Here is an 18805-nt window from a genome sequence, read left to right on the forward strand (position 1 = left end):
GGCAAGGTACATGTATTTATCACTATGGAAATAAATAACATGAGTTCGATTTGAATTGTGAGATTCAGATTGAATTAATGACATAGCTTTAGATGGATATGCTGAATGTCGTCTGTATGATAAATCCTAACGCCGTAGTGCGGCTTTTATGAAAAGCTATTGTGATACCTTTGTACAACATCCATAAGCTATTGAATAACTTAAATGAGCGCGCTTTTCTTTCATTATCTATATCTGTGCCAATGTGTTCTCGAGTGGCGTTTCTAAAGTTGGTATTATTCTCCATTTTTCCGGTGAGCACCGAAAAACTTAATGGCAACAAGAAGAATCTTTTTGAAACTTTAAAATTCTAAAAAAAGTTAAATGCTGCCGTCGAGGATGTTGCATTTGCGAAACAATAGTGAAAATGTGCAGCATGTGTCTCAGAACTAAACTTAAAAGTGCAAAAATCATAGGAGTACTTCATGTAAGTTTGAATTTAAAGAATGGAAACTGTAGGAAAGCACAGTGGTGCTTGGTTTTCTTTTTTTATAATAGTGTAATTCTAATCAACCATTTATGAAAAAAAACAAAGTTGTTTATTGGACTCAACTAAAAAAGTTTGTCTCCAATAAATTGAAGTTTAGCTTACTGTTTTTGGGATGGAGTTTATTCCATACATCAGTAATAGCTAATTATTCTAGCGGTGATGGTTTTAAGGAATCAGGACGTGAGACTGATAGAACGGTTTTTCAAGAGCCTAGCCGAATAATGACAGGTGTAGTTAAAGATGGGCAAGGGCTAACACTGCCAGGTGTAACCGTGTTTTTAAAGGGCACGACTACTGGTACGGTAACACAAACAGACGGTAGCTATCAGCTTCAGATTCCGGAGAATGGTGGTATCTTAGTATTCTCATTTATCGGAATGGAAACTAAGGAGGTTGTAATTGGTGATCAGGTGGTTATCAATTGTGTCCTGGTTAGTTCAGTAACAGCGCTTGACGAAGTAGCTGTTATCGCGTATGGTACTCAAAAGAAAGTGACTATCACGGGAGCTATCTCATCAATGGATACTGAAGAGTTGGGAAGAATGCCTGTTGCTTCGGTTAGCAATATGCTGGCCGGTAACATGACGGGAGTGTCAGCTGTACAGTATTCAGGTCAGCCAGGTTCAGATGCCGCGCAAATTTATATCCGTGGTGAAGCGAATCCTTTAGTGTTAGTAGATGGTGTTGAAAGATCATTCTCTCAAATTGATCCGAACGAAATTGCCAATGTAACTGTATTAAAAGATGCATCTTCAACAGCTGTGTTTGGAGTGCGAGGAGCCAACGGGGTGATTTTAATAACCACCCGACGAGGGCAGGAAGGGTCTGCTAAAATTCATGTAAACTCGTCAGTTGGGGCACAGGTACCAACCAGCTTAGGTAAATATGTGAATGCCAAAGACTTTATGACTTATGTGAATGAAGCCAACTCAAATGATGGGCAGTCACCTACCTATTCTGAGGAAACATTGGCTCAATATGATGATCCTAACAGAAATGCATTATTATATCCCGATACAGATTGGCAGGAGATGTTTTTTGATGATTATGCAATTCAGCATCAGCATAATATGAATGTAAGTGGAGGCTCAAAAAGAGTTAAATATTTTACTTCTATGGGAATGCTTAGCCAGAATGGTATTTTTAATGGAAATGATGAGCTTGAATCTAACGGAAACTTTACCTACCGACGTTACAATTTAAGAAGCAACCTCGATTTTGAGATTACATCGAGTACTACCATGTCGGTAAACATTGGTGCCCGTCTAGAAAATCGCAACGAACCCAATGCTTACAAAGATGGTGAATTTTTCCGCTCATTTAAAGAAGCGAATCCTCTTGGTGGTGCCGGAATAGTGGATGGTAAAGTTATTTTGGGCAACACAGAGGTGTATGTACCACTTGCCAGCAGCGCCATGGATTTTACGGGGCGGGGAACCACGTCTAAATCTAAAAATGCTTTAAACTTGGACTTTAATCTGAGGCAGAAGCTCGACTTTGTCACTAAGGGGTTGGAGTTAAGTGTTAAAGGTTCTTATAATAGTGCGTATGAGCAATGGAAGACCTTTAAGACGCAACGCCCCAGGTACACACCTTGGTTGCGAAAAGACATTCCATGGCTGCAAGATGTACCATATACTGAAGAGGAAGGCGAACAAGTAATTCTGATTAAAGATGGTGATGATGGACAAACTGAGTTCAACACTGGTGTTGGTAAAGGGCGTGATTTTTATACCGAAGCAGCCCTAAACTTTAAACGAAGCTTTGGTGGGCATAATCTATCGGCCTTAGCTATGTATAATGCCAGGCGTATTTATTATCCTGCAAATGCAGTTAATCAGGATTTGCCGGCTGGTTATGTGGGTTTGGTAGGACGTATCACCTATGATTACGACACCCGTTACATGGTCGATTTAAGTGTGGGGTATAATGGTTCTGAGAACTTTCATAGCGATCGCCGTTATGGAACGTTCCCTTCTGTCTCTGTTGGTTGGGCTGTAACTGAAGAAGACTTTCTGAAAGATAATAATATTATTAATTACCTGAAACTACGTGCTTCATATGGTATTGTTGGTAAAGACCGGCGATACAATGATTACAGATATCGATTTGGATACGTTCCTAATTCATGGACTTCATCTGGTGGCTATCGATTTGGAGATGTATCAGGGGGAACGTGGTATGGTGGTTACAATGAAGGTAAAATTCATGATGAATTTACTACATGGGAAACGGCTCATAAGCAGAATTACGGGGTAGATATGCGATTCTTAGACAGTAAATTATCTATTTATTTAGATTACTTTAATGAAGAACGCGATGATATCTTAATTGCTCGTCAGACTTACCCAACTTTTGTAGCCTTTACACCACCAGAGGTCAACATGGGGTCAAGAGAGATCACCGGATGGGAATTTAATATCGGTTGGAAATCACGTGTTAATGAGGTTTCTTACAATGTATCTTTTAATGGTTCATATGCTAAGCGCATTGTTACCTTTATGGACGAGGTACCAAATCCTGAAAATCCTTGGACCTTGCGCACAGGATATGAGGAGGGTCAACCATTCGGATATAAATTTATTGGATTCTACCAGGAAGGTATGCTTAATAACAACGGAGTAGATGCTAAAGAAGTGCAGCCTTCTATAGCAGAAGGAGACTGTGTGTATGAGGATATTAATGGTGATGGCGCTATTGATAGCAATGATATGGTTGCTATTGGTAACACAAACAACCCACGCTTTACAGCAGGTTTAAATATGGGTTTTGAGTGGAAAAACTTATCCTTTTCCATGCAATGGAATGGTGCTACCGGTGTTTCACGTGTGTTGGCAGGTGCCTACCGCGAGCCATTAGGACCTACAGGTAACCGCTCATTAATGCAAGAGCAGTTTGATAACCGATGGACACCAGAGACAGCAGAGACAGCTACGTTGCCACGTGCTTCAATGAGTTCATTGCCAAATAATAGCATGGTCTCTGATCTTTGGATTCGAGATGCCAGCTATATCAGATTGAAGAACTTCCGTATAGGTTATGATATTCAGTCTCAGTTTATAAAGGGTCTGGGGATTAGTAAGTTTAACGTTTTCGTTGCCGGACAAAATGTGTTGACATTTGATAAATTGAAAGTACTGGATCCGGAATCTCGCACAACAGCACTAAATCCTGCTTATCCGGTAATGGCTGTATACAACCTTGGGGTTAACCTTAGTTTCTAGGTAGTAATTAACAGATAAAAATGTTTGTAAAATGAAAACAATAATATATAGATTGCTGTTTGTTGGTGCCATTGTTGCCGGCTTGTTTGCAACATCGTGTGTTGATGAATTTGAAGTAGGAGATGACTTTCTGGTAAAAAAACCCAGTGGAGATATTTCGATTGATACCGTATTTAGTGATGCGGTTAGTGCTAAAGGTGTGCTATGGAATGCATATGCTACACTGTATTATGGCTTAACCGATAGGACTACCTATTTTCATAATCTGGAAGGATTAAACTCTTTAGGAGATGATTACGAGAGTTTTTTGAATCAGTCGCGTGGAACATCGGTTTATTATTCTGGTCAAATGAATCCATCAAGGGAATATAATGACTCAAAAGGATATTATACAAAACCCGAGAGATGGAAAGGAATACGTTATGCCTATACTTTTATTGAAAATGTTGATAAAGTACCAAATTTCGAGCAAGGAGAGAAAGAAAGGCTAGTTGGAGAGGCCAAGATGATAATCGCAAGCCATTATGCGAATATGTTTCGTCATTTTGGAGGTCTACCATTGTTGAAAAAGGCATATCAGCCTGCTGATGATACTAATATTGAACGTGCTACCGTAGAGGAAACTGTAAGTTTTATTACCAATTTGTGTGATGAAGCGGCAAGTGCTCTTCCCTGGCAGTTGAGTAATGATGAGATAGGAGCATGGGCGGGCAGATTTACAGCTGCTGGAGCAAAGGGATTAAAGGTAAGGGTGTTGCTGTTTGCTGCTAGTCCGTTGTTTAATTCTTCAGATACTTGGAATACATCTGGAAACGAATCGGTTAGCAACTTGCAAACAACCTATGGTAGTTATGATGCCAGTCGCTGGCAAGATGTGGTGAAGGCTTGCGAAGATTTCTTTACACTTAATGGAGGTATTGCGCCAAACACAGGTACATACTACCTGAATCAGCCTACAGGTACTGATCTGCAATCATATCGTGAAGGCTATCGCGAAGGCTATTACAACAGAAGTAACCCCGGAATGCTTATCTCAGTGCGAAGAGCTGATAAATCACCTTCTAAATGGGATTATTATTATTTCCCAACCATATGGGTACGTTGGAATGGTATGTTACCGACATTAACCGGATTGAATGCCTATCCAAAAGCAGATGGAACACCTTTCCTGGAAGCAGATATGCCATGGAAAAGGACCAACGCGGAACAGCAGATGGCCTTGGACAATGGTACATATGTTGATCCTTTCGCTGATCGCGACCCTCGCCTGTATGAAGTAAGTAACATAACCGGTAAGACCTACCATAACGGGAGATTGTTTGAAGGGTATATGGGGGGATCTCACCGTGGCGATAAAGAAGATGGATCGCAGGTTAAGACGGACAAAGGGTTGGCGGCATCAGGCTTTACAAATTATAAGTTCACGCTTGACTTTGCTGGAGAATATGATGGTCGTACAATCCATTGGCCTGAATTACGAATAGCTGAGATTTATCTAAGCTATGCAGAGGCACTGACAATGGTTGGCCGTTCAGGTGAAGCTTATCCATGGGTGGATGCAGTGCGTGCCCGCGTTGGACTTAAGGGCTTGTTGGAAGCCAATCCAACACGAAGTGCCATTGATGTAACACATCCTGATTTCAGTGTGGCGGCACCAGCTGATGAGTTTTTATTAAAAGAAATCTTGAGAGAAAGAAAATGTGAATTAGCGCTTGAGGATGTACGTTTCTACGATTTAATCCGCTGGCGTTGTGCCGAAGACTTCAAAAAGCGTTTGTCTGGCTTATTAATATGGAGATATAAAAAATATGACGGTACAATAGTAGATGATAATGTCTCATTTGTATTTAATGAATTCCAGATAAGAAAGCGCTTTGTTCAGGATGGCGAGTCTGGTAAAGAACAAATTATTAAAATTTATCCTGGTGATGCCGAAACTGCTATCAATAAAGATGCACACGGGTCGATGTGGGAGCCTAAATGGTATTTGTCAGCTTTCCCAACAACTGAATTAAATAAGAGCTATGGTTTAACTCAAAACCCAGGCTGGTAAGCAGTAAAAAGTTGAATTTATGAAGACAAGATATTTTAAATTTATTATTGGGCTTTTCCTTGTATTTGCAGTTCAAAAGTATGCCAATGCAGACGAACTGACGGGCCGTGTGTTGGATGCAAAAGGAAAACCAGTTTCAGGAGCATTGATTTATTTGGTGCAGTATCCTGATGTTAAAGCGACTACTGACAGGAATGGTGAGTATACTATTGCTGCCACAGAAAATTCTGAAGCAGTTATTAATTCAGCTGATAATTTTTCTAAGTCAGTAATATTATCGGATAGCCTTGTGATTGCTATGGGCTTGGAAACGAGCCCGGTGAACCGTGGTTATGATTTAATTAACGCAACAAAAAACACTGCAGCATCTGCTCATACTGTATTTGCAGAAGATCTGGAGAAGAACGACTCAAAAGTGAATGCGTCCAATGCATTGTTTGGCGAGTTGTTGGGGCTTAGTGTGTTACAGAAAAGTGGAACGGTTGCCGAAAACCAGGCTAGATTGAACTATCGCGGTTTAGGACATCCTTTGGTCTTGGTGGATGGTTTCGAACGTGATCTTGATGGACTGACCGTGGAGGAAATTGAGTCAGTAACCTTGTTAAAAGACGCAGCATCGCAAGCTATTTATGGCATGCGTGGAGCAAATGGTGTTTTGTTGGTAAATACCAAAAAAGGTAAATACAATACCATGGAGATTGATCTTAAATACGACCATGGGGTTAAGTTTGCCAAGTCAACTATTCCAATGGTTGATGCTTTCACCTATGCGAGTGCCATGAACGAAGCATTAGCCAATGATGGGTTAGCACCTGAATTCAACCAGTATCAGCTTAATGCCTACAGAGATGGAAGTCAGCCCGGAATTTATAGCAATGTAAACTGGGCCAATGAGCTATTTAAGGATGTAGCTCACTCTAACTCCTACAATGTACAAGTTAGAGGCGGTAATGGCATAACTCGTTTCTATGGGGCGGTTGCCTATGATACTGATGAAAGTTTTATTAAGCTCGACGCGCCTGATCCTTCAATCCCGAACCAGTTCAAATATTCAAACCTGAATGTACGCACCAATGTAGATGTCAACATATCAAGAAATACACTGTTGACAATTAACATGCTGGGTAAGCTACAGGAGAACAGCCGGGGAATGCTAAGTGAATCGGACCTGATGAAAAGTATTTATAATACACCTGCCGGAGCATTTCCAATTAAAACCGAAAATGGTAATTGGGGAGCCAGCACAACCTGGAAAACCAATCCGGTTGCTGAATTATCGACAGCCGGTTTTACAAGGTTTCATACGCGTACTCTTTATGCCAATATAAATATTAAGCAAAACCTTGATGCGATTACCAAAGGTCTGAATGCTAGTGCCAGGTTTGGTATGGACTCTTATTCTGTTATTAGAGAGAAAAAGTATAGAACTTACCAAACAGAGACAATTACGCCTGTATTTGATAATGATGGTAACCCAACTGATCTTGAATATAACCTGATTGGAGAGCGCATGACCAACTTTCAGGAGTGGAATGCAGGCACCATCGATCAGTGGAGAAAACTTACCGGTCAGGGACAGCTCGATTACAAACGCATGTTTAACAAGTCAACCGTAGGTGGTGGATATATCTTTGAGATATCGAGTTATTCCGGTTACGGGCAGCACAAAATGTTTAACCGGGTAAATAATGTCTTGTATGCTTCGTATGGCTATGATAATAAATATTTGCTGGATGCTACATTCTCAGTTGGCTCTTCTAACGTGTTGAACCCCCGTAGAAAGTGGGGCTATTTCCCTGCCATTTCTGCCGGATGGGTTGTTTCGCAAGAAGACTTTGCTAAAAACAGCGAGTCCATTGATTACCTGAAAGTAAATGCTTCCTGGGGTATTACCGGAAGTGATAACATGAACTTTGATCTGTACAAAGTATACTATCAAACAGGTAAAAGCTATTTATTTGGAAACTTCCAGGGAGTGGGTACTATTGAGCCCGGTAGCTTACCAGTGGTTAATCTTACTTATCCTAAAACCCGAAGTGTCAATGTTGGTGCTGAAGGTACATTCTTCGGTGGTATGAATGTGAGTGTTGATGTGTTTGACATTAAGAAGTATGACCAATTGATTGAAAGCAAGAATATTGTTTCATCAGTCATTGGTATTGCCCCGGGCATGACGAACAGTGCAGAATATGCTTACAAAGGCGTTGAGTTAGGATTAGGATATACAGGCGCAAAAGGTGACCTTAAATATTCGGCGATGGGACATTTCACTTTTACAAGAAGTGAAATAATTAATAACAACGAGCAAGTATGGAAGAATGATTTTAACAGGGCTACCGGACATCCGGTTGGTCAGATCTTTGGTTACGAATCGATAGGTTTTTTCAAAGATCAGGCTGATATTGATAATAGTCCTGTTCAAACTTTCTCAGAAGTGCAGCCCGGAGATATAAAATACAAGGATCAGGATGATAATGGCATTATCGACCAATACGATAGAATTGCTATTGGCAATAATTCAATTGTACCCGAAATGTATTTTTCATTGGATTTGAATGTTGAGTATCGTAAGCTAGGTATCAATCTTCTGTTCCAGGGAACCGCTAACCACAGTGCCATCATGCAAGCAGATGGTATTTACCGTCCGTTGGTTAATAATAAGAATATATCGCAGCATTATTACGATAATCGCTGGACTGAGACAAATCAGGATGCATTGTACCCACGTTTAACAAACGCGCTAAATGAAAACAATAATGTGGCCTCAACTATTTGGTTGCAAGATTTATCCTATCTAAAACTTAGGACAGCCGAGATTTACTATACACTGCCAAAACAATGGGTTGAACGTGTAAAGCTGGGCAACGCCACAGTCTTTGCCAGGGGCTATAACCTGTTTTCGATCGATAAAATGAGAGTTGGTGATGCTGAGGCCTTTGGGCTTAATTTCCCAGTGTATAGTTCTGTTAATCTTGGAGTGAAGATCAATTTCTAATAGACTGAAGTATGAAAAATAAATATAAACACAAAATAGTATTACTGCTTAGTGCAGTGATGTTGACGTTTACTGCCTGCAACGACTTCCTGGAGTATAGCGAAACAGATACTCTCAATGAAGAGTTGGCATTTAGTAATCTGCAGCGAGCCACCTCCGCAGGTTTAAACTGTTACACTTATTTACAGGATAATTTTGGATCGGCCATGCGTTCTTCTGGTTGCGATGAATCGCAGTATGCCTGGCCTGCAAGTTATATTCATAAATACTATAATGGCAGTTGGTCGTCTTTTAATACGGTCGATGATCAATGGGGCCATTTTTACCAGGGCATCTTTGTGTGTAACAACTTTCTTGAAAAAGCGGCAGATAAGGAGTTTGAAGAGTATCTGTACAATGAGGATTATGAAAGATTGTATACCAACTTTAAAAATCTGAAATGGGAAGTAAGAGCCCTGCGTGCTTACTTTTACTTCGAATTGGTTAAACGCTATGGCAATGTGCCTTTGGTTACTGATGTGCTTAACAAGGAGGAAGTTAATAGTGTGTCGCAAACTGATGCCAAAAAAGTGTTGGAATGGATTGCCAGCGAGAGTCATACTTGTTCTGATTATCTGCCCGATACCTATGATGTTAATGAGTATAGTAAACAAACCGGTCGTGTTACAAGGTTGTTTGCAAAGGCCTTGGAAGCACGCGTACTGTTATATGCAGCCAGCCCCTTACACAACAATGGTACTTATGACCTGGATCTGTTACGTTCGTCTGGCTTGGCTTCGTTATCCATCATTAACACAATGGAAGCCAACGGTGTTAGCTTGTCTTCTATCGAGTACTCGGATTTGTGGAACTCAGAAGGCGATACACATGCAAAATGCCCTGAAGTTATAGCTAATATCATGAAAGGTGCAACAAACTCGTTTGAGCGAGAAAATTTTCCGATTTCAGTAGAAGGTGGAAAAACAGGTAATTGTCCGACACAGAACCTGGTCGATGCTTACGACATGCAATCTGGCTTTACTTACGATCCGGCCAATCCATATGCTAATCGCGATCAGCGTCTGCAACAAACCGTGGTGGTCAATCAGTCGGAATGGGCCTATAACGAAACCATGGATATTTTCTTTGGCGGAAAAGATGGTTTGCCAAACAAAGGTGCCACTCCAACCGGCTATTACCTGAAAAAATATGCGATGAAAAACACCAACCTTAATCCGGTTGGTACCACACAGCATAAAATGGTTTGGATCCTGTTTCGTTTAGGGGAAGTGTATTTGAATTATGCAGAAGCAGCCAGCCAAATCAATGGTGTGTCAGGTACTGATGCTGACTTGCCGCTTTCAGCTGTTGATGCGATTAATAAGGTGCGCACACGCAAAGGCTTAACCATCGATGTTATTTCAAATGCTTTATCTCTGGAGGATTTTACCGCTCAGTATCGAAAAGAGCGCATGGTAGAGTTGGCTTTTGAAGATCACCGTTTCTGGGATGTTCGACGCTGGATGATTGGAGATGCTACCGTTGCGATAAAAACAATGAAGATTGAGAAAGCAGTTGATGGTTCATTTATCTACACAAAAGAAGTAGATAATAGCACTCGTCTATGGGAGGATAAATATTACTTCTATCCGATAAATCAAAGTGAGTTGAATATTAATCCAAATTTGAAACCAGGTAAAAATTGGTAAAAATTACAGGTGCAGAGCTATCTCTGTATCTGTATTACAAAATTTTAAAAAGTTTAATTATGAAGAAAAAATTAAGCTATATATGGATATTGACCATTGCTGCAGTGGCTTTTATCTACGGATGTAACAAAGAAGATATATTGCATAATAGTCAGGAAAAGGAAGATGTTGCCTTAAAAATGACAGTGAAGAATGATGTACTGGTTTCGGGTGACAGCCTAAGTATTGTTTTCGATGTTGAGGAAGACGCTGTTGCCGGTAAAGACATTGAAATTACACTGTCGGTAAGCAATGCAAACGGAGAAGATGCTTCTCAGCACTTTCTGGGGTTTATTGAAACGGTTGTTTTTCCAAGAGGTGAGAAATCACTTACTAAAAACTATTCAGTCAGTAAACTTAAAATGGCTAAAATTAATGTGGAGCTGGGTGCCAGTTGTGAAACGAACACTATTACTAGCGAAAAGATTCCTTTAACGATTACCAATAATCCATCGTGTAACCTGAACTCTTTTCTTCTTGATGGCAGAGAGGCCGAGATTAACCAGGAAGATCGCACTGTTTTGGTATACATGGTATACGGTGCTGATCTGACAGCTTTGGAGCCAGTGTTGGAAGTATCGCTCGATGCAACATATTCACCGGAAGGTAAGCAGGATTTTTCATCTCCGGTTGAGTATACCATTACAGCGCAAGATGGTGAAACTAAAAAGGGATACACCGTTTCTGTTAAGTATGCTAAAAATGATAAAGCTGTTATCGAATCATTCATACTTGGTAATTACCCTGCTGTTATCGATCAGGCTAACCGGGTAATCAATGTAAATGTGCCAACAGGAACCAATGCTGCTGAGTTGACCGGTTCACTGACAGTTGCCTATGGAGCCACATATGAAAAAGTGGGAGACACTTATACGGTAACCGCTGAAGATGGAGTGACAACGCAGGAATATAGCGTAAACATTGTTGAAAAAGCAGTTACGCCGCTAATGGTATTTGTTGAAGGAGGCACCTTTACGATGGGAGCCGGAGGAGCCTCTATGTTTGAAGCTACTATTTCTAAAGATCTATTTGTAAGTACTTTAGAGATTACGTGGGGAGAGTATGGTAATTTATTAGGCGAAGACAGAGCCAGTGTTCAAGGCTGGAGATGGAAACCTGCCGGACCAACTATTCCTATGACTTGCTTGTCATGGTTTGATGCTTGTGACTTTACTAATAAGCTGAGTATTGAGCATGGCTTAGAACCATATTATACAATATCAGATGTAGTGACTGAGGCAACTGGTCGTATTTCTTCAGCAACTGTAACCATCAATGATCCTAACGGTAAAGGTTACCGTTTGCCAACTGAAGCAGAATGGGAATTCATAGCACGTGGAGGAAACCAATCTCTTGGATACATTTATCCAGGTGGTGATGTGGCAACAGAGCTTGGATGGGTACAAGCTAATGCGACAAAAGTTTATAATAACTGGGGAGAACCACATCCTGGTGCAAACTTTAAAGCCAACGAGCTAGGTATTTACGATATGTTGGGTAATGTGAGAGAATGGTGTTGGGATTGGTCTGGCGGTGAGCATCCAGCAAACCCAACTACAGATCCTATGGGGCCTGAAGCGGGTACTGATAAAGTGACTCGCGGAGGAGCCTATTGGACTCGTCCAACAGATGGTGAGATGGAATTGTGGGAACGCGGTAAGGCGTTTGGCGTTAATCCAAACCATATGTCGATTGGATTTAGAATTGTTCGTAATAAGTAGAATGTTTATCTATAAGGGTTGGTATTTTGAGGGATACCAACTCTTATTTCTTTATGATTCGATCAAATACTCATGAATATTGTGTTGGTCGGGAAAAGGTTATGGATAGCTTGTTATTGAATACTTTATAGAATAAATGAGAAAGCATTGATCTGGAGTTTGTGAATCCTCAATGGGGGCAGATAAGAATCGAACTGATTATAAGATGGTTTATTCGTTAGCTAGTCAATATTGTTAATAGAAATAACTAGTGTAGTTGTTTTTTTAAGTAGAGAAATTATGAAATATCTTGTATGGGTAGTAGTTATCGCAGCTTGCTTTATCGCTGCATGTGGTCAAGATGAGATTTTGGAAAAGGACAAGCCGATTGCTGCGATTCCTTTAAAAATGGCTCTGGAAGAAAAGAGTCTTGTTTCCGGAGATAGTCTCGAAGTAGTGTTTAGCTCGGTGTATGGTACACCCGCAAAATTGGATATCCCAATTTCTATTGCCATTAGCGATGGTGATGGTGTAGATATTTCGAATTATTTCAATGATTTTGAAAAGACGATAACCTTTCAGAAAGGGCAAACTGTTCTGGCAAAAAAATTTCAGCTGGGTGATGCGCAGATGACTAAAGGAGAGGTCCAACTGATCGCTGGTTCAGAGATAACATCAATTGCCAATAGTTCAGTGAGTTTTACTATCTCAAACAGCGAGTTGTGCAACCTGGTATCTTTTCAGCTTAGCGAGGCTGTTGAAATTGTAAAAGATGGAAGTACAATATATGTAACAATGCCTGCCGGTGCTGATTTAACCCGTTTGACGCCTGAATTGGAGGTGTCTGCCAAGGCTACCTATTCACCGCAAGGTCCACAGGATTTTTCATCTCCTGTTGAATTTACCGTTACCGCGCAGGATGGTGTGACAAATAATAAGTATACCATCATTGTCAATGCAGTAATGCCTTACTTGTCAAACTTAGTGGCTGATTTGGAGATGTACAATGCCGCGGTGAAAGAGCTGGAAGAATCAGGTGCAGCGAGGAGCGCGTTTAACAAATGGATTACAGAAGTGGCCAATGCCGCCATGACAAGTGAACCATACGCCGTACAACAATTAACCCAGGAAAACCAGGCAACTGCAAAGGAAAATGCCCAAAATATTTACGCCATTGCAGTTGATTGGATGTTCATGGATAAAAAAAGTGAACAAGCCGGTTTATACCTTCAAAAAGCAACCGCTTTAATAAAAGCATGGGCGAGTATTAATGAGCCCACCGAGCATACTCCGCGTGAATCGTTAATAACTCCTTTGTATGAAGCTTACTCGGTAATAAGACAACACATTGGTGAGCAGGATCGTGTCGCAATTGATGGCTGGATACGTAAGCGGGCTGACTATTATAAGCAATTGAGCTTTACCGGCAACCTGCTCGAAAACAACTGGAATACGATACGAATCAATTTCCTGTTTTATTTTTCTCAGATATTAGACGATGAAACACTCTATAATACCTCTGTGGATAACTTGAAAAGTCACATTGAGCTCAATATTCTGGAAAATGGTGTTTCTCATGACTTTGTTAACCGCGATGCGTTTGCTTATCATTCATACAACCTGCTTTTTTATGCGCGTATATTAAAGGCAGCTGGCATGTACAAAGATAAAGCAGCTGCCACAGCGCTTTATCAGTTGCAGAACAAAAAAGGAAGTTCCATCGAAAGTTGTGTGAAGTTCTGGGAACCATATATGATGGATACCGAGAATTATGTTCACCTGGAGTTTGTGAATACCGAGTGGGCTCCGGATAAGGACCGCAACGATTACAACAAGCCTTATAACCCAATGGGAACAGTATACGTTTTGGATGAGCTCCGGTATATTGACACTAAATGTGCCGAATATGTGCTGAAGATAACATCGATGAATAAATACGGGCGGACTTTTAATTATTGGATGAATAGTCTTCAGCCTGCAAACTAGCAGTGCTATGGCGATTATGGTAGGTGGGTAAACCAATGTCGCTATGTTTCCTGTATGAATAGAAATTTAAATAATTAAAAGAATGAAGAAGCGTATTTTGCTGATGGTTTCGCTTATTTTTTTGGCAGTAGTAATTGGTTTTGCGCAAGAGAATAGCACAATAATAGTTCCTTATCCCAATCATTATGAGGCTAAAAAGGGGCACTTCGATTTTACCAATCGGTTAACCGTGTCAACAGATGCAGATGGGTTCGATGATATAGTCAGGGTATTTACGACACAGGCCAAGAGCTATGCCAATATCAATGTGCGTCAAAAGAAACAAAACGCGCGGGTTAAGCTGGTCAGATCAAGCGAAGTAACAGCCAAAGAAGCTTATCGTTTGGTAATTGAACCGGACGAAATTGTTATTGAAGCAAACGCTTCGGAAGGAACGTTTTACGGGCTGCAGTCACTCCTTCAGTTGCTTATTAATGCGCAGCAAAAGGGTAATACATCCATTCCCTGTGGTGTGGTAGATGATAGTCCACGCTATGAGTGGCGCGGTTTTATGCTCGATGAGTCTCGTCATTTCTTTGGTATGGAAGAAGTGAAAAAGATACTGGACATGATGGCGCTGCAAAAACTAAACAAGTTTCACTGGCACCTGACAGATGAGCCCGCATGGCGTATCGAAATAAAACAATATCCTTTGTTAACCGAAGTGGGTGGTGCCGGAACCAAATGGGATAAGAATGCACCCGTCAGGTTTTATACCCAAAACGAGATTAAAGAAATAATTGAGTATGCAGCCGAACGTTTTATCGAAATTATCCCTGAAATAGATATGCCCGGTCATGCAACGGCTGCTGTTAGAGCATATCCCGAATTTGGCGGAGGTGGTTCAGAAAGAAACCCTGATTTCACCTTTCACCCGGGCAAAGAAGGAACATACCAGTTTCTGACCAATATCCTTAAGGAAGTGGCTGTTTTATTCCCTTCTGAATTTATCCATATCGGAGGTGATGAAGTGCACTATGGTAATCAACAGTGGGCAAGTTTTCCTGAAGTACAGGATCTGATGAAAAGAGAGGGCTTGAAAGACCTGGTTGATGTAGAGCATTACTTTTTAAACCGGATGGCCGATTCGGTTAAATGCATTGGGAAAACAGTAATGGGATGGGACGAAGTGACGAATGCGGGTTTAAGAAACGAGCATACCTGGGTAATGTGGTGGCGACACGATAAGCCACAAATGTTACAGACGGCGGTTGATAAGGAGTACGCAACAATTATGTGTCCTCGCAGACCGCTTTATTTTGATTTTGTGCAGCATGATTCGCACCAGGACGGAAGACGATGGGGGGGATTTTGTCCTATTGAAGACGTATATGCTTTCCCCAATGAGGAAATGACAGGTGGTCAGTTTTATAAAAGTGACTTTGTTAAAGGAATTCAGGCCAATGTATGGACGGAAACCATGCATACTGTCGAACGACTTGAGTTCATGATATTCCCACGTTTGTCGGCACTGGCTGAAGCAGCCTGGACCAAGGAACGAAACAAAGATTATGAGGGCTTTAATAGTCGCCTTGGCTGGTTAATTACATTTTTCGAGGGGCAGAATATTAGCCTGTTTGATCCGCTTCGTCCGGAGCGTATCTCAGAAATCAATGGGGTGAGTGAAGAGAAACACTAAGGTGATTAATTCTGCATTTCTAATTTTTAAACTGGATGCGAGTTGTCAGTTCGAATTCGGTTGTTGGATTATAAAACAGCTATTATATGAAACGGATTATTACATTGGCCATCTTCGTGCTTAGTTCTTGTTTTTGGGTAAATGCGGGTACAGATGGCGGAACAAAAGAAAATAAGAGTGAAATAAGTAATAAGCTGACATGGTGGGAGGATGCCAAGTTTGGCATGTTTATTCACTGGGGCTTATATTCAAAAACAGCCGGATATTGGAAAGATAGGAAGGCAACAGGGTTTGAGCATTTTATGCTTTACGAACGTATTCCCTGGAAAGAGTATGCCACTATTGCTGACGACTTTAACCCGGTTAACTACAATGCCGAAGAGTGGGTGTTGACCGCAAAAAATGCCGGGATGAAATACCTGGTTATTACCGCCAAGCATCATGATGGTTTTGCCCTTTATAATTCACCTTCGAGTGATTATGACATTGTAGATTGCACGCCATATGCAAAAGATCCAATGAAAGAATTGGCTGCTGCTTGTCATAAACATGGCATCAGGCTTGGGTTTTATTATTCCCTGGGGCGCGACTGGCAAGATCCGGATGTGCCGACCAACTGGCCGGTTAAGGGAGGGAGAAGTAATACCTGGGACTATCCTGATGAGGATAAAAAGGTGTTTAACAAGTATTTTGAACGAAAAGTTAAACCTCAAGTACGAGAACTGCTCACCCAATACGGAAAAGTTGACGTTTTATGGTTCGATACGCCCGGATTAATCAGTGAAGCCGAAAGCGAAGAGCTGCGTAATTTTATATTAACGATTCAGCCCGAATGCATTATCAATAGCCGCATCGGAAACGGGAAAGGCGATTACAACGTTCACGAACAAAACATTGTACAAAAAGGAGATACCAGCCTTTGGGAATCATGTATTACAATGAGTCGCAACTGGGGGTTTGTAGAGTATGATACAGCTTACAAAAGCCCGGAGCTAATGGTACGTCAGCTGCTCGAAATAGTGAGTAAAGGAGGTAATTTCTTGCTTAATAATGGGCCTACAGCTAAAGGCGATATGACGGAGCAGACGCTTATCAGCTTAGAAAAGATTGGTGAATGGATGAAGCTCAATGCAGAAGGAGTTTATGGTACACAGCCGTGGCATGTGGCTAATGAGCGACTTGATAATAAAATCAGCGAGCATACGCTTCAAAAGCACGATGATAAAAACACTATGAAAGATGCTGTAAATGATGCAACATCGAAGCAGATTTTTCCGGAAGTTCGCTTTACATCAAAGGGAAATAATGTGTATGCCTATGTGTGCAGCCCTGTAAGCTCTGAAGTATGCATTAAAGCTCTGGTAGCCGGTAAAGTCAGTGAAATTGAAGATGTTGAAATGCTGGGAACATCAAAAAAGATAAAGTGGAAACAATCAAAGGAGGGATTAATACTTGAGGTATCAGATAATCCAATTGAAGAAGTACCGGTGATTGGTTTCAGAATTAGATTTAGTAAATCTAACGGATAAGTGGTTTGGTGTACCAGACTGCTTTTTAATACTGTTACAATGAAAATTGAGAGAATCACAACTATTGGTATCCTCGTCCTTAGCGCCATGTTCTTATTGACGGGATGTTCAGGGACGAAAACCAATGAAGAAACCGAAATGCCGGAATGGACAAACCTGGTGTACGATCGCATTGGCGAGGCTCCTGTGGGAGGTGGTTTTGAGATGGAAGATTACTGGGTTTGGGGGAGTTCAGTAGTGAAAGGCGACGATGGCTTGTATCACATGTATGCTAGCCGTTGGCCCAAAAAATTGCCTTTTCATCCAGGCTGGATGACTGATTCAGAAATTGTACACGCTACTTCTGACAATTCCGAAGGCCCCTTTGAGTTTAGCGATGTGGCTCTTGGTGCCCGGGGTGCGCAATATTGGGACGGGCGCTCTGCCCATAATCCAAGGGTATTGCGCTACAAGGATTTATACGTCATGTTTTACACCGGATCAACTCACCCCTTTGATGATGTTACCAATCCGGATACATTGAAACTGGGTACTGCTTATCCGATTGTCGCGCGTTCCAATAAACGCATTGGCATTGCTACCTCTAAAAGTCCATATGGACCCTGGGAGCGTCGTGATGCACCTGCTTTAAACACAAAACCCGATTCTTTTTACAGCTTCCTAACTTCAAATCCATCGCCTTGGATTAACGAGGATGGAAGTGTGGTGCTGATGTTTAAATCGAGAGCTTATGGTGATAAGTATCCTTTCCAAAGCAGAATGTTCATTGGTATGGCCATGGCTCCCGACATTAACAGCCCGCTAAAGGTGGTTTCTGACGAACCTGTATTTAGTAAAGACAAATTTGGTGTTATAGAAGATCCTTTCATTTGGAAAGATGAAAATGGGTATCATATGATTGCCAAAGACCAGTACGGTGAAATCACAGGACATCATCATGCGGGTGTAATGGCACACTCTGTTGATGCAATCAACTGGATGGTAGATGATCAGCCTCTGGCCTATGAACGTGTCATCAACTGGAGCGATGGACAGGCCGTTAAAATGGGACAACTGGAAAGGCCTTTTGGATTAATTGAGCAGGGAAGACTTACGCACTTGTTCTTTGCCACAATGGATGGTCCGGGAGGCTTTAATCGTTCTACAAAATCGTGGAATATGGTATTGCCTCTGAAATAGGTTCGACCGTTCTAAAGTACGGCATTGAAGCGATGTGCAACGATGGTGAAAGAAACCACAAAGACGGTTTGCTAAGTTTAAAGTCGTGAAAAGTGCGAAAAATAGAAATTGATAATTATAAATAGTGTTATGAGATTTTTGGGACAGCTTTTTTTTATTTTGATTTCCATAGGAGTCTTTTTCGGATGTAAGAAGGAAAATGCAA

Annotated in this window: 9 protein-coding genes; all 9 read left to right on the forward strand. The window is 41.2% G+C overall.

Going from position 1 to position 18805, the window contains the following annotated elements; genetic code table 11:
• Positions 1-558: 558 nt before the first annotated feature.
• Positions 559-3753, forward strand: coding sequence for a TonB-dependent receptor (locus Q1A18_RS14115; RefSeq protein ID WP_299581708.1), 3195 nt, complete (start codon positions 559-561; stop codon positions 3751-3753).
• 31 nt (positions 3754-3784) lie between these two features.
• Positions 3785-5806, forward strand: a complete 2022-nt coding sequence (locus tag Q1A18_RS14120; RefSeq protein ID WP_299581711.1) for a RagB/SusD family nutrient uptake outer membrane protein — start codon at positions 3785-3787, stop codon at positions 5804-5806.
• 19 nt (positions 5807-5825) lie between these two features.
• Positions 5826-8801 carry a SusC/RagA family TonB-linked outer membrane protein gene (locus Q1A18_RS14125; RefSeq protein WP_299581714.1) on the forward strand — a complete coding sequence of 992 codons (2976 nt, stop codon included), beginning with the start codon at positions 5826-5828 and terminating at the stop codon, positions 8799-8801.
• Between the two features lie 11 nt (positions 8802-8812).
• On the forward strand, positions 8813-10489 hold the full coding sequence (locus Q1A18_RS14130) for a RagB/SusD family nutrient uptake outer membrane protein (protein WP_299581717.1): 1677 nt from the start codon (positions 8813-8815) through the stop codon (positions 10487-10489).
• 59 nt (positions 10490-10548) lie between these two features.
• Complete coding sequence (locus tag Q1A18_RS14135) at positions 10549-12249, forward strand: SUMF1/EgtB/PvdO family nonheme iron enzyme (protein ID WP_299581720.1); 1701 nt, start codon at positions 10549-10551, stop codon at positions 12247-12249.
• A 279-nt stretch (positions 12250-12528) separates the two neighbouring features.
• Positions 12529-14214: a DUF5018 domain-containing protein gene (locus tag Q1A18_RS14140; RefSeq protein WP_299581724.1), complete on the forward strand. Its 1686-nt coding sequence runs from the start codon at positions 12529-12531 to the stop codon at positions 14212-14214.
• Positions 14215-14296: 82 nt separating this feature from the next.
• Positions 14297-15892 (forward strand): beta-N-acetylhexosaminidase, encoded by a 1596-nt coding sequence (locus Q1A18_RS14145; protein ID WP_299581726.1) that lies wholly within the window; start codon positions 14297-14299, stop codon positions 15890-15892.
• Between the two features lie 86 nt (positions 15893-15978).
• Entirely contained in the window at positions 15979-17421 is a 1443-nt protein-coding gene (locus tag Q1A18_RS14150) for an alpha-L-fucosidase (RefSeq protein WP_299581729.1), read from the forward strand.
• Between the two features lie 39 nt (positions 17422-17460).
• Positions 17461-18600 carry a glycoside hydrolase family protein gene (locus Q1A18_RS14155; protein WP_299581732.1) on the forward strand — a complete coding sequence of 380 codons (1140 nt, stop codon included), beginning with the start codon at positions 17461-17463 and terminating at the stop codon, positions 18598-18600.
• Positions 18601-18805: the final 205 nt, after the last annotated feature.

The organism is uncultured Sunxiuqinia sp. (genome assembly GCF_947495665.1).
Lineage (GTDB): Bacteria > Bacteroidota > Bacteroidia > Bacteroidales > Prolixibacteraceae > Sunxiuqinia > Sunxiuqinia rutila.